This window comes from Micromonospora carbonacea, from assembly GCF_014205165.1.
Classification (GTDB): Bacteria; Actinomycetota; Actinomycetes; order Mycobacteriales; family Micromonosporaceae; genus Micromonospora; species Micromonospora carbonacea.
On record NZ_JACHMZ010000001.1, the window covers coordinates 3215120 to 3227927 of the forward strand.

A 12808-nucleotide genomic window follows, 5' to 3' on the forward strand; every position below is an offset into this window, starting at 1 on the left:
GAGAACACGCGCCGGTCAGCGGCGGCGGCCCCGGCCCGCCGGGCCCGCGCTGCGGCGGCGGGCCGCGACGACCGGCAGCGACCAGTGCGCGGGGCGGGTCAGCGCCGCCGGAAGGCCACTGCGGTGGTCGCCCCGGGCCGCGTCGACCTGCGACTGGTGTACGAACAGCGCCCCGCGCAGGTCCGCCCCCCGCAGGTCCGCGCCGCGCAGGTCGACGCCGGTGAGGTCGGCCAGCGTGAGGTCCACGCCGCGCAGGTCCGCCCCGAGCAGCACCGCGCCGCGCAGGTTCGCCCCGACCAGGTCGGCCCGGCGCAGGTCGGCGGCGACGAGCACCGCCCCCCGCCGGTCCGCGCCGGCCCGCTCGCCCCGGACCTGTTCGCTCACCCGCACCAGCAGCGGGTTCACCCGCCCCCGGTGCGCGTCGACGTCCACGGCGAGCACCTGGTCGGGGGTGCCGGCGGCCAGCCGCCGGGTCTGCGCCAGCGCCGCGTCCAGCTCGACGCGCAGCGGTCCCGGCCCGGTCAGCGTCGCCGCCTGCGTCAGATACCACAGCAGCTCGTGCAGGGGCCGCAGCACGGCGAACACGTCGAACATGCGGGTCGCCTCGCCGGGCGTCGTGCGCCAGTCGCGGCCGCCGAAGGTGACCTGGGCGACCCGTTGGCCCGCGCCGAAGCAGTCGAAGACGGTGCACCCGGCGAAACCCCGGGCCCGCAGGTCCCGGTGGATGCCGCAGCGGAAGTCGTCGCCGAGGTTCGGGCACGGCCGACCCGCCGGCTTGTCCACGGCGAAGTCCGACGAGGCGGCGAATGCGGGCGCCACGCAGCACAACCCGACGCAGCGGGCGCAGTCGGCCCGCAGCTCGTCACCGGGGCCGGGCGGGGCGGTGTCGGACACGTCGGCCCTCTCCTCGAAGACGTCGGGACGGCGTCGGCGGCGCACCCCGGGGCCCGCCCATTGTCCCGCCGGTCGGGGGCCACCCCGCCGGCAGGGGCCGCCCCGCAGCTCCTGGGTGGCTGCGGCACCCGCGTGCGCCGCGCCACGGCGGGCATCGGACCACGGCGGGCGCGCCCGGGGCGGGGGGACCGCGCCACCGCGGCCGCGCGTTGACCGCCGTCGACGGTGGTGGATAGTGTCCGGTTCACCGCCTGCGACGGGAGACACGTCATGGTTTGCGACCACGTCGACGTGCTGATCGTCGGCGCCGGCCTGTCCGGCGTCGGCGCCGCGTGCCACCTGCGCCGCGCCTGCCCCGACAAGACGTACGCGGTGCTGGAGGCGCGCGCCGCGATCGGCGGCACCTGGGACCTGTTCCGCTACCCGGGCGTGCGGTCGGACTCGGACATGTTCACCCTCGGCTACTCGTTCAAGCCGTGGACGAACCCGCGGGCCATCGCCGACGGCGAGTCGATCCGCGCCTACGTGCGCGACACCGCCCGCGAGCACGGGGTCGACCGGCACATCCGGTTCCACCACCGGGTCCTCGCCGCCCGGTGGGACAGCGCCACGGCCCGCTGGACGGTGCGCGCCCACCGCGACGACACCGGCGAGGACGTCACCGTCACCTGCGGGTTCCTGTTCGTCTGCTCCGGCTACTACCGCTACGACGCCGGCCACACCCCCGACCTGCCGGGCGTCGACTCCTACACCGGGCGGCTGGTGCACCCGCAGCACTGGCCGACCGACCTCGACCACACCGGCACGCGGGTCGTCGTGATCGGCAGCGGGGCCACCGCCGTCACCCTCGTGCCGGAGCTGGCGCGGCGGGCCGCCCATGTCACCATGCTCCAGCGCTCACCGACGTACGTCATCGCGTTGCCGTCGCGCGACGTGCTCGCCGACGCGCTGCGGCGGTGGCTGCCGGCGAAGGCCGCGTATCCGGTGGTGCGGTGGAAGAACGTGCTGCTCGGCACCGCCAACTACCAGCTCAGCCGCCGCGCCCCGACGCTGGTCAGGCGGTACCTGCGGCGCGCGGCGGCCGGTCGCCTGCCGGCCGGCTACGACGTCGACCGGCACTTCTCGCCCCGCTACGACCCGTGGGACCAGCGGCTGTGCGTGGCCCCCGACGGGGACCTGTTCGCCGCCCTGGGCGGCGGCCGGGCCGACGTGGTGACCGACCGGATCGACACGTTCACCCCCACCGGCATCCGGCTCGCCTCCGGCGTCGAGCTGACCGCCGACGTCGTCGTCACCGCCACCGGCCTCGACCTGCTCGCCCTCGGCGGGATGACGCTCACCGTCGACGGGCGCGACGTCGACCTCGCCGCGACGGTCGCCTACAAGGGCATGATGCTGTCGCAGGTGCCGAACTTCGCGATGACCATCGGCTACACCAACGCGTCCTGGACGCTCAAGGCCGACCTCGTCGCCACGTACGTGTGCCGGCTGCTGCGGCACCTGGACGCCACCGGCCAGCAGGTCGTCACCCCGTTGGCCCCCGCCGGCGGCCCGCTGGAGCCGATCATCGACCTCAAGGCCGGGTACGTGCTGCGCAGCGTCGACGCGCTGCCCAAGCAGGGCGTGGCCGCGCCGTGGCGGCTGCACCAGAACTACGTGCGGGACCTGCTGCTGATGCGGCACGGGCGGCTCACCGACGCCGGCGTGCGGTTCTCGTGCGCCCCGCAGGCGTCTGCGGCCCACCGACGCGACCCGGCCCACCCGGCCGGCACGACCGCCGGCTGACCGGCCGGGCGAGGGGAGAGCGACGTGCGCAGGTTCGACTTCGCGGCGGGCACCGCCGTGGTGACCGGGGCGGCCGGCGGCATCGGCGCGGCGCTCGCCGACGGCCTGGCGCGGCGCGGCGCCGACCTGGTGCTGCTCGACCGCGACGCCGACCGGCTCGCCGCCGTGGCCGCCGCGCTGCGCGCCGCCCACCCCGGCCGGCGGGTCGACACCGTCGTGGTCGACCTGGCCGACGCCGCCGCCACCGCACGGGCCGCCGAGGAGCTGCGGCGGCGGCACCCGCGGCTGCGGCTGCTGGTCAACAACGCCGGTGTCGCGCTGGGCGGCCGCTTCGACCAGGTCACCCTGGACGAGTTCGGTTGGGTGGTCGACGTCAACTTCCGGGCCGTGGTGCAGCTGACCCACGCCCTGCTGCCCGCCCTGAAGGCCGAGCCGGGCGCGCACCTGGTCAACGTGTCCAGCCTCTTCGGGCTCATCGCCCCCGCCGGGCAGGCCGCCTACTCGGCCAGCAAGTTCGCCGTGCGGGGGTTCACCGAGGCGCTGCGGCACGAGCTGGCCGGCGACGGCGTCGGGGTGACGTGCGTGCACCCCGGCGGCGTCCGCACCCGCATCGCCGCCGACGCCCGCGTCGGCAGCGGCGTGCCCGTGCAGGAGTACGAGGCCGCCCGCCGCCGCTTCGAGCGGCTGCTGTCCATCGACCCGGCAACCGCCGCCGAGGCCATCCTGCGCGGTGTGCGGCGGCGTCGGGGCCGGGTGCTGATCGGTTGGTCGGCGCGGCTGCCCGACCTGCTGGCCCGGCTCGCCCCCGCCGGGTACGGCCGGGTCCTCGCCCTCGCCGTGGGCCGGCGGACCGCCGGGCCGCAGGCGTCGGAGGCGACCGCCCCAGCGTCGGTGCCGGCGGACGGGCCGGGGGAGCCGGGGTGAGCGGCCTGGCCGACACCATCCGCACCGTGCGGGGCCGGGCCGTCCGGTGCCGGGACACCGGCGACGGCCCGCCCGTGCTGCTGCTGCACGGCATCGGCCGCACCCTCGCCGACTTCGCCGAGCTGCACGGGCGGTTCGCCCGCGACCACCGGGTGATCAGCCTCGACCTGGCCGGGCACGGCGGCTCCGCGCCGCTGGACGGGCCGCACACCCTGGCGGCGCTGGCCCGCGCCGCCGCCGACTGCCTCGACGCGCTCGGTGTGCCCGGCCCCGTCCACCTGGTCGGCAACTCCCTCGGCGGGGCGGTCGCCATGCGGCTGGCCGTCGACGACCCGGCCCGCGCGGCCAGCCTGGTGCTGGTCGCCAGCGCGGGTTCGGCCGCGAGGTGACCATCGGGCTGCGGCTGCTGGCCCGGCTGCCCCGGGCCCGCACCCACCTGTTCGCCGACACCGGGCACCTGCCGCAGGTCGAACGCGCCGACGAGTTCCACCGCCTCGTCACCGGCTTCTGGGCGGGCCGGGCCGCCGGCCGGTGAGGCGCGCCGGGCGGCGGCGCAGGCGCACCACCGCGCCGGCCTGGTTCCGCCGCGCTCGTCAGGGCGGGCTGCTGCCGCGCTTGTCCTCCTGCGCCAGCACCGCGTCGCGTAGCTGCGGGTCGTCGCGTTCGGCCAGCTCCGCGACCAGCCGCGCGTCGGCGGCGAGGCGGTCGCGGTTGCGGTGCAGGAACGCGTCGAACCCCCCGGTGTACGGGCAGGCCAGGTCGCCCAGCGTCGTCTCCGGCTGGTAGCGGCACCCGGTGCAGTAGTCGCTGAGCTCGTCGACGTAGCGGCCGTCGACGGCGTACGGGCGGGTGTCGATGCGGCCCAGGTCGGCGTACTGGCTCATGCCGATCACGGTCGCGTTCATCACCCATTCGGTGCCGTCGACGAAGCAGTTGCGGAACCAGTCGGCGAGCTCCGCCGGCCGCCAGCCGCGCTGCAACGCGTAGTTGCCGAGCACCAGCAGGCGCTGCGCGTGGTGCGCCCAGGCGCGGTCGCGGACCCCGGCGAGCACGTCGGCCAGGCAGCGCGCCTCCACGGCGTCGGCGTCCAGGTCGGCGAACCAGTCGGGCAGCGGCTCGGTCGCGGCCAGCCAGTCGGTGCCCCGGTGGCCCGGCTCGACATACCAGTAGAGCTGCCAGAGGAACTCCCGCCAGCCCAGCAGCCCCCGGATGAACGGCTCCACCGCCGACAGCGACGCGGTCCCGTCCCGCCAGGCGCCCTCGGCGGCCCGGACGGCCTGCGCCGGGTCGAGCAGCCCCAGGTTGAACGACGACGACAGCACGCTGTGGGTCAGCAGCGGGTCGCCCGCGCTCATCACCTCCTGGTAGCGGCCGTAGTCGGGCAGCCGGTGCGCCACGAAGTGCCGCAGCCGCGCGTCGGCCTCGGCGTGGGTGGCCGGGTAGCGGCGCGGGCCGTCGCGGCCGAGGAACCGCACGCCGTCGCCTTCCCAGCGGTCCAGCTCGGCGCGGACCTCCGCGTCGATGTCGTCCTCCACGATCGGCGGGGGAGCCGGCGCCACCAGCCCGCCGCCGTCGCCGCGGCGGGGACGACGCGGAACCCGCCCCGGCGGGCCCTCGAACACGCCGTGCTCGCGCCGGGCCCAGCGGTAGAAGTCGGACACCCGCAACGGGCCCCGGCGGTCGGCGTCGGCCCACGCCGCGAAGTCCTCCCGGCGCACGAGGAAGCCACGCGGCGGCAGGACGGTCAGCCCCGGCACCGAGCGGGCGAACGCCAGCCCGGCCCGCGACGGCGGGTGGCAGACCTCGACCGGCCCGTCGACGCGGGCCAGAGCCTGCCGGAACGTGTCGGCGCGCACCAGCAGGGCCCGGTCGCCCAACTCGGCGGCGCGGTGCCGCAGCGCGGACAGCAGCAGGTGGGCCTTCTGCCGGTGCATCGGGCGGCGTCGGAACAACTCCCGGGCCTCCACGAGCAGCACCGGCTGCGCCGCGTCGTCGAGGAAGTGGGGCCCGAGTTGATCGGCGAGCAGCCACCGGCGGGAAGACATGCGTCGATTCTGCCCAGTCCGTTCCGCCGCCGCCGCCCGGGACCGGCGTGTCCATCAAGTGGCGCACGCCACAGCGGCCGGGGTGGCCCGCGCCACCTTCCGCCCGCCCGTCGCGGACACCGTCCCGAACGCGGCCCATCATAGATACATGACGAATCCCGGACCGGCGGCGGGCACCGCCGGGCGGCCGCCGGCGACGTCACCGCGCTGATGGCCACCAACCGGGCGGCCCACCCCACCGTCGTGTCGCGGACCCCGCGGTGAGCGCCGCCGCCGGCGCGTCCGGCCGCCGGGCCGTCGGGGTCTGGGCCGTCGCCCTCAGCGCGTACGTGGCGGCGGTGTTCCACCGCGGCTCGCTGGGCGTCACCGGGGTCGACGCGGCGCACCGCTTCGACATCAGCGCCGCCACGCTGGCCATCTTCACCGTCGCCCAACTCGCCGTGTACGCGGCGATGCAGGTGCCGGTGGGCGTGCTGCTCGACCGGTACGGCTCCCGCCGGCTCCTCGTCGCCGGCGGCGCGCTGATGGTCGCCGGTCAGCTCTGCTTCGCCGTCGCCACCGACGTCGGTCTCGCCGTCGCCGCCCGGGTGCTGGTCGGCCTGGGCGACGCGATGACGTTCATCAGCGTGCTGCGCATCGTCGCGTTCTGGTTCCCGGGCCGGCGCAACCCGATGCTGGTGCAGCTCACCGGCACCCTCGGTCAGCTCGGCGCGGTGCTGGGCGCGGTGCCCCTGGTGGCGCTGCTGCACCACGCGGGCTGGACCCCGGCGTTCCTCGGCGCCGCCGCGCTCGGGGCGACCGTGCTCACCGCGGTCGTCGCGGTCGTCCGGGACACCCCGCACCGGGGGCCCGCCGCCGCGGCCGCCCCCGACCTGACGACGGTGCGCCGGCAGCTGGCCGCGGCCTGGGCGCAGCCCGGCACCCGGCTGGGGATGTGGACGCACTTCGTCGCCCAGTTCTCCGGCTCGGTGTTCGCCCTGCTGTGGGGGTACCCGTTCCTGGTGCAGGGGCAGCAGATGACGCCCACCGCCGCCGCGTCGCTGCTCACCCTGATGACCCTGGCCAGCCTGGCGGCGGGCCCGGTCGTCGCCCACCTGTGCGCCCGCTACCCGTTGCGCCGCTCGGTGCTCGTGCTCGCCGTCACCGCGGCCACCGCCGGGGTGTGGGCGGTGGTGCTGGCCTGGCCGGGCCGCGCGCCGGGCTGGTTGCTGGTCGTGCTGGTGCTGGTGCTCGCCGCGAACGGTCCCGGCTCCGTCATCGGCTTCGACTACGCCCGCACGTTCAACCCGGCCAGCCGGATCGGCAGCGCCATCGGCATCGTCAACGTCGGCGGCTTCGCCGCCTCGATCGCGCTCGTGCTGGCCGTCGGGATCGTCCTGGACCTGGCCACCCCCGCCGGCCGGGCCGCCCCCGACCTGGCCGCGTTCCGGTGGGCCTTCGCCGTGCAGTACGCCCTCTGGGCGCTCGGCGCGGTCCAGGTGCTGCGCTACCGCGCCGCCGCCCGCCGGGTCCTCGCCGCCGCGCAGAGCATCGGCCTTCCGGCCGAATCGGTCCAGGCCGCCCCGCCGGGGGTAACCCCCGCACGTCGGTGGGTCCGGCGAGGTGATCGGCGGTAGTTTCGCCGGGGAACGTGATCGGCGCGGGCAGCCCGCCGGCGCGTCCCGCGTCGTCGGCCGGGGCCCGGTGGCGGCGACACCGACAAGCGTGTGGACCAGGAGGAATCGTGAGCCAGGAAGTCCGGGGAGTCATTGCACGGCGCAAGGGCGCGCCGGTCGAGGTCACCACCGTCGTGGTGCCCGACCCGGGGCCCGGCGAGGCGGTGGTCCGCGTCCAGGCGTGCGGGGTCTGCCACACCGACCTGCACTACCGCGAGGGCGGCATCAACGACGAGTTCCCGTTCCTGCTCGGCCACGAGGCCGCCGGGATCGTCGAGCAGGTCGGCGACGGCGTCACCGACGTCGCCCCCGGCGACTTCGTGGTGCTCAACTGGCGGGCCGTGTGCGGGGTCTGCCGCGCCTGCCGCCGGGGACGGCCGTGGTACTGCTTCGCCACCCACAACGCCGCGCAGAAGATGACGCTCGCCGACGGCACCGTCCTGTCGCCGGCGCTGGGCATCGGCGCGTTCGCCGAGAAGACCCTGGTGCACGCCGGGCAGTGCACGAAGGTCGACCCGGCGGCCCGGCCCGCCGCCGTGGGCCTGCTCGGCTGCGGGGTGATGGCGGGCCTGGGCGCGGCCATGAACACCGGCGGCGTCACCCGCGGCGACTCCGTGGCCGTCATCGGCTGCGGTGGGGTCGGTGACGCCGCCGTGGCCGGTGCGGCCCTGGCCGGGGCGACGACGATCGTCGCGGTGGATACCGACTCCCGCAAGCTCGACTGGGCCCGCAAGTTCGGCGCCACCCACACCGTCAACGCCTCGGAGGCCGACCCGGTGGAGGCGATCCGCGCCGCCACCGGCGGTTTCGGCGCGGACGTCGTCATCGACGCCGTCGGCCGCCCCGAGACGTGGAAGCAGGCGTTCTACGCCCGCGACCTCGCCGGCACGGTCGTGCTGGTCGGCGTGCCCACCCCGGAGATGACCGTGGAGCTGCCGCTGCTGGACGTCTTCGGCCGCGGTGGGGCCCTCAAGTCCAGCTGGTACGGCGACTGCCTGCCCAGCCGCGACTTCCCGCTGCTGGCCGAGCTGTACCTGCAGGGCCGGCTCGACCTGGACGCGTTCGTCACCGAGGAGATCGCCCTGGACCAGGTCGAGGAGGCGTTCACCCGGATGCACCACGGCGACGTGCTGCGTTCGGTGGTGGTCTTCCCGTGACCGCCCGCGTCGACCACACCGTCACCTCCGGCACGTTCTCCCTCGATGGGCAGACCTTCGACGTCGACAACAACGTGTGGGTGATCGGCGACGACAGCGAGTGCGTCGTCGTCGACGCCCCGCACGACGTCGACGCGATCCTGCGTACCGTCGGCGGCCGGCGGGTCGTGGCGATCCTGGCCACCCACGCCCACGACGACCACGTGCGGGTGGCCCCGCAGCTCGCCCGGGCCACCGGCGCGCCGGTGCTGCTGCACCCCGACGACCGGGTGCTGTGGGACATGGTGCACCCCGACGTGGCCCCCGACGGCGAGCTGCGCGACGGTGCGACCGTCGAGGTGGCGGGCACCGCGCTGCGGGTGCTGCACACCCCCGGCCACAGCCCCGGGGCGTGCAGCCTGCACGCCCCGCAGCTCGGCGTCGTCTTCACCGGCGACACCCTCTTCGCCGGTGGGCCGGGGGCGACGGGCCGCTCGTACAGCGACTTCGGCACCATCATCGAGTCGATCCGGACCCGGTTGTTCACCCTGCCCCCGGAGACGGTCGTGCACACCGGGCACGGCGACAGCACCACCATCGGCGCGGAGACGCCGCACCTCGCGCAGTGGGTGGCCCGGGGCCACTGACGGCCAGCCGACGCCGGCCGGACACCCGGCCGGCCGGCGTCAGTCCGCGCCGGCCAGGCCGCCGCGCACCAGCTCCAGCAGCCGCGCCAGCCCCGGCCGGCAGCCGACCAGCCGCACGCCGCGTGGGCCGGCGCGGACCAGCGTCACCGCCGACCGGACGTCGACGAAGGTCAGCCCGGACAGGTCCAGCACCACGGGCCGCCGCGCCGGCGCCTGCTCGGTGACCACGGCGAGCAGCGCCGCGAACGCGTCGCGGTTGCTGCGGTCGACCTGCCCCACCAGCCGCAGCCCCACCGGGTCGGACGTGCGGCGGGCGCGTAGCAGCGGCGTCCAGCGCGGCCCGCACGCCGGGGCGGCGGCGGCCGGATGCGCCGACATCACCGCCTGGCACCGGTCGGGGGAGAAGACCCGCCGGTCGTAGAGGCACAGGCCGGCGGCCCGGCCGTCGAGGAAGAGCGCGCTGGCGGCGGCCTCGTAGCGGCGCAGCGTGTCGAGGTCCACCGGGCGGCGCGCCGCCCACGCCATGTCCCCGACCAGCCGCACGCCGGGGTGGCCCTCGCGGCGCGCCGAGGTGATCTCGGCGGCGAGGGCGTCGACGACCCGTTCGGGCCGGAACCGGCCCCCGGCGAGATAGCTGTCGCCGCAGGACACGATGCGCAGCTCGCCGGCGAGCTGCGCCGGCCCGCAGGCCGCGCCGTGGCGGGCGGCGGACGCCCGCACGTCGGCGGCGGACAGCACGTCGAGGAAGCAGACGACCCGGTGGCCGAGCCGCAGGCCGGCGGCGGCGAACCGGCCCACGGCGTCGAGGCCGTCGGCCTCGTCGTCGTGGAACCAGCAGACGTGGTCGCCCAGCTCCATCTGGTCCACCACCGCGGACGTGGTCACCTCATCGCCTTCCGGTCGACGCGCCTCCACTGTAACCCCGCAGCGGTGCGGCCACCGGTGTCGCGGCGGCGCCGCGCTCAGCCGGCGCGGTCGAGAACGTGCGCCCTGGCCGCCGCGTACCGTTCGCGGATCGCCGGCACGGCGTCGGCCTCGTGCGTCTCCACCTGCCCGATCGTCCACGGTGGCGGCTGTGGCCCACCGGAGAGCATCCAGGCCGCCTGGCGGGCGGCGCCGTCGGCGACGTACTCCCCGGGCGGGGGGACGAGCACGGGGCGGCCGAAGACGGCGGGCGCGATCCGGCGTACCGCCTCCGAGCGGGCGCCGCCGCCGACCAGGATGACCCGGTCGACCGTCGTGCCCTGTGCGAGCATCGTGTCCAGCCCGTCGGCGAGCGCGCACAGCATGCCCTCCACCGCCGCGCGGGCCAGGTGCGCGGGGGTGGCGGTCCGCAGGGTCAGGCCGTGCACGGCCCCGGTGGCGTGCGGGCGGTCCGGTGTGCGCTCGCCCTCCAGGTAGGGCACCAGGACCAGCCCGTCGGCGCCCGCCGGGGCGGACAGGGCCAGCGCCGACAACCCCGCGTGGTCCACCCGCAGCATGGCGGCGGCCGCGTCCAGCACCCGGGCGGCGTTGAGCGTGCACACCAGCGGCAGGAACCGGCCGGTCGCGTCGGCGAACCCGGCGACGATCCCGCTCGGGTCGGCGGTCGGCACGGCGGAGACGGTGGACACGATGCCGGAGGTGCCGATCGACACGATCACGTCGCCCGGCCCGGCGCCGACGCCCAGCGCCGCCGCGGCGCAGTCACCGGCGCCGGCGCCCAGCGGCGCGCCGGTGCGCAGCCGGCCGGCCCGCCCGGTCGGCGTGAGCACCTGCGGCAGCAGCACGTCGTCGCGGCCGAACGCCAACCCGAACAGGTCCCGGCGGTAGCCGCCGCTGGCGGCCGACCAGTATCCGGTCCCGCTGGCCTCGCTGCGGTCGGTGCGCAGCGCGTCGAGCCCCGGCGCGCCGGACAGCCGCCACGTCAGCCAGTCGTGCGGTAGGCACACCGCGGCGGTACGGGCGGCGTTGCGCGGCTCCGCCGAGGCCAGCCAGCGCAGCTTCGTGACGGTGAAGCTGGCCACCGGCACCAGGCCGACCGCCTCGGCCCAGGCCCGCCGGCCCGCCTCGCCGCCGCCCAGGTCGGAGATCAGGTCGACGGCGGCGTCGGCCGAGCGGGTGTCGTTCCACAGCACGGCGTCGCGGACCACCGCGCCGTCGGCGTCGAGGCACACCATGCCCTGCTGCTGCCCGGCGATCGAGGCGGCCGCCACGTCGTCCAGTCCGCCGGCCCGCGCGACGGCGTCGGCCAGCGCGGCCTCCCAGGCGGCCGGCGGCACCGCCGTGCCGGGCGGGTGCGGCGCGCGTCCCTCGCGCACCAGCCTGCCGGTCTCGGCGTCGCGGACGACGACCTTGCACGACTGGGTCGACGAGTCGACCCCGGCCACGAGTGGCACGGGCCCTCCTGCGCGGCTCGGGGACACGGGCGGGAATTTGTTCAGCAGATGAATTATTCGAATCGGGCCCGGTGCCTGTCAACCGGCCGGCGGCGCGAAATGCGCTTCAACCGCGGGCAGCGGCCCGGCACAATCGGCGCCTGTGCCCCGCCCACCCCGAACGGCGCGCCCCGCCCCCGCCCAACCGCCGCTGACCCCGGCGCAGGCCGCCGCCCTGACCCACGTGCGCCGGTCGGCGCTACGCCGGCGCCCGGCGGCCCGCGCCGTGATCGCCCGGCACCTGGCCGCCTGCGACGGCGGCCACCAGCCGCAGGAGCTGACCGCGGCGGTCGGCGCGCACGGCCGGCTGACCGTGAACTTCCACCCCGACCGGCTGCTCGCGGACCGACGGACGGTCGCCGACGCGCTGGCCGCGCAGGGCGTCTACCGCAGCCAGTTCGTCACGGGCATCTCCAACGGTGGCCTGACCGCGTTCCCCGGCGGCGACCGGGACCGCTGGGAGGAGGCGATGTTCGGTGGCGCGTACCAGGGGGTGGGCGTGCTCCCGGGCGACCGTCCGACGTACGGCGGGCTCAACCTGCTCGACCACCCCGACGGCGCGTGCCCCCGGTTCGGCTCCTGCCACCTGCGGTTGCGGCCGCAGGTGCTGGACCGCGCGACGTTCTGCTTCGGCGACAGCCACCTGGAGCCGCCGCACCTCGGCACCGTCGACGTGCCCGAGCCGGTGCTGGCCGAACTGCTCGACGCCACCGCCGGCACGGGCGTCAGCCTCGGCGTCGCCGGGACGGACCCGGCCACCCTGGTCCGGGCCCTGCTGCGCGACGGGCGGGACGCCTGGCGTGCCGGCCCGAACGCCCGTGCGCTGGACGACTACGTCGAGGCGCAGATCCACGGTGAGGTCGTCCTCGGCCGGGACGTCGAGGCGTTCGTGCTCGACCCGTCGTTCGCGGGCACCCGGGTGGGCCGGGTGCTGACCGACCTGGCGGCCCGCCACGGGGTCGCGCTGCACTGGCACGCCGGCTTCGAGTTGCCAGTCGACGGGGTCGACGCAGGGTTCCGCGGGCCCGGCATCCCGCCGCTGGCCGCCCGGGTCCACGCCGAGTTCGCCCGCCCCGGCGAGCCGGTCGACGCCGCGCTGATCGGCCGGGCCGCCGCCTCGGCGGTCACCGAGCCCGGCCGGTGGGCCGACCGGGGCCCCGTGGCGGTCACGCTCCAGGACCTCAAGATGCTCTGGCACGTGCTCGTCCGGTTCGGGGGACCGTGCGCCCGCTGACCGGTGTCGGCCGCCGGGTCCGGTTCCGGAGGTGACCGGGACCGCAACCGGGCTGCGGCCCACCGTATCCG

At 76.8% G+C, this 12808-nt stretch carries 12 protein-coding genes; 8 read left to right on the top strand and 4 right to left on the bottom strand.

Annotated elements, in window-relative coordinates:
- Nucleotides 1-15: 15 nt before the first annotated feature.
- Nucleotides 16-894 carry a pentapeptide repeat-containing protein gene (locus HDA31_RS13910; protein WP_178065397.1) on the bottom strand — a complete coding sequence of 293 codons (879 nt, stop codon included), beginning with the start codon at nucleotides 892-894 and terminating at the stop codon, nucleotides 16-18.
- 270 nt (nucleotides 895-1164) lie between these two features.
- Here HDA31_RS13910 and HDA31_RS13915 point away from each other — a divergent pair, with 270 nt between their 5' ends.
- The 4 genes from HDA31_RS13915 to HDA31_RS32225 are packed head-to-tail and all read left to right on the top strand — an operon-like array spanning nucleotide 1165 to nucleotide 4138.
- Nucleotides 1165-2679: a flavin-containing monooxygenase gene (locus tag HDA31_RS13915; RefSeq protein ID WP_178065398.1), complete on the top strand. Its 1515-nt coding sequence runs from the start codon at nucleotides 1165-1167 to the stop codon at nucleotides 2677-2679.
- A gap of 24 nt (nucleotides 2680-2703) precedes the next feature.
- Nucleotides 2704-3603 (top strand): SDR family NAD(P)-dependent oxidoreductase, encoded by a 900-nt coding sequence (locus HDA31_RS13920; protein ID WP_178065399.1) that lies wholly within the window; start codon nucleotides 2704-2706, stop codon nucleotides 3601-3603.
- Nucleotides 3600-3992 carry an alpha/beta fold hydrolase gene (locus tag HDA31_RS13925; protein ID WP_246383969.1) on the top strand — a complete coding sequence of 131 codons (393 nt, stop codon included), beginning with the start codon at nucleotides 3600-3602 and terminating at the stop codon, nucleotides 3990-3992. The genes HDA31_RS13920 and HDA31_RS13925 overlap by 4 nt, the downstream gene beginning before the upstream one ends.
- Nucleotides 3989-4138: a hypothetical protein gene (locus tag HDA31_RS32225; RefSeq protein WP_246383970.1), complete on the top strand. Its 150-nt coding sequence runs from the start codon at nucleotides 3989-3991 to the stop codon at nucleotides 4136-4138. Before HDA31_RS13925 ends, HDA31_RS32225 begins: the two co-directional genes overlap by 4 nt.
- A 58-nt stretch (nucleotides 4139-4196) precedes the next feature.
- On the opposite strand, the gene HDA31_RS13930 is transcribed toward HDA31_RS32225, so the two are convergent.
- On the bottom strand, nucleotides 4197-5648 hold the full coding sequence (locus tag HDA31_RS13930) for a cryptochrome/photolyase family protein (protein WP_178065400.1): 1452 nt from the start codon (nucleotides 5646-5648) through the stop codon (nucleotides 4197-4199).
- Between the two features lie 260 nt (nucleotides 5649-5908).
- Here HDA31_RS13930 and HDA31_RS13935 point away from each other — a divergent pair, with 260 nt between their 5' ends.
- The 3 genes from HDA31_RS13935 to HDA31_RS13945 all read left to right on the top strand — a co-directional run bounded on the left by HDA31_RS13935 (nucleotide 5909) and on the right by HDA31_RS13945 (nucleotide 9086).
- Nucleotides 5909-7264 (top strand): MFS transporter, encoded by a 1356-nt coding sequence (locus HDA31_RS13935; RefSeq protein WP_178065401.1) that lies wholly within the window; start codon nucleotides 5909-5911, stop codon nucleotides 7262-7264.
- Nucleotides 7265-7371: 107 nt separating this feature from the next.
- Nucleotides 7372-8460: an S-(hydroxymethyl)mycothiol dehydrogenase gene (locus HDA31_RS13940; protein ID WP_074476366.1), complete on the top strand. Its 1089-nt coding sequence runs from the start codon at nucleotides 7372-7374 to the stop codon at nucleotides 8458-8460.
- Nucleotides 8457-9086, top strand: coding sequence for an MBL fold metallo-hydrolase (locus tag HDA31_RS13945; protein ID WP_178065402.1), 630 nt, complete (start codon nucleotides 8457-8459; stop codon nucleotides 9084-9086). The genes HDA31_RS13940 and HDA31_RS13945 overlap by 4 nt, the downstream gene beginning before the upstream one ends.
- Nucleotides 9087-9125: 39 nt before the next feature.
- Here HDA31_RS13945 and HDA31_RS13950 read toward each other — a convergent pair whose 3' ends face one another.
- A complete protein-coding gene (locus HDA31_RS13950) occupies nucleotides 9126-9971 on the bottom strand; it encodes an MEDS and STAS domain-containing protein (RefSeq protein ID WP_178065403.1) in 846 nt (281 codons plus the stop codon).
- Nucleotides 9972-10048: 77 nt separating this feature from the next.
- Complete coding sequence (locus HDA31_RS13955) at nucleotides 10049-11464, bottom strand: FGGY-family carbohydrate kinase (RefSeq protein WP_178065404.1); 1416 nt, start codon at nucleotides 11462-11464, stop codon at nucleotides 10049-10051.
- Nucleotides 11465-11606: 142 nt separating this feature from the next.
- Here HDA31_RS13955 and HDA31_RS13960 point away from each other — a divergent pair, with 142 nt between their 5' ends.
- Nucleotides 11607-12737 (top strand): DUF3626 domain-containing protein, encoded by a 1131-nt coding sequence (locus HDA31_RS13960; protein ID WP_246383971.1) that lies wholly within the window; start codon nucleotides 11607-11609, stop codon nucleotides 12735-12737.
- Nucleotides 12738-12808: the final 71 nt, after the last annotated feature.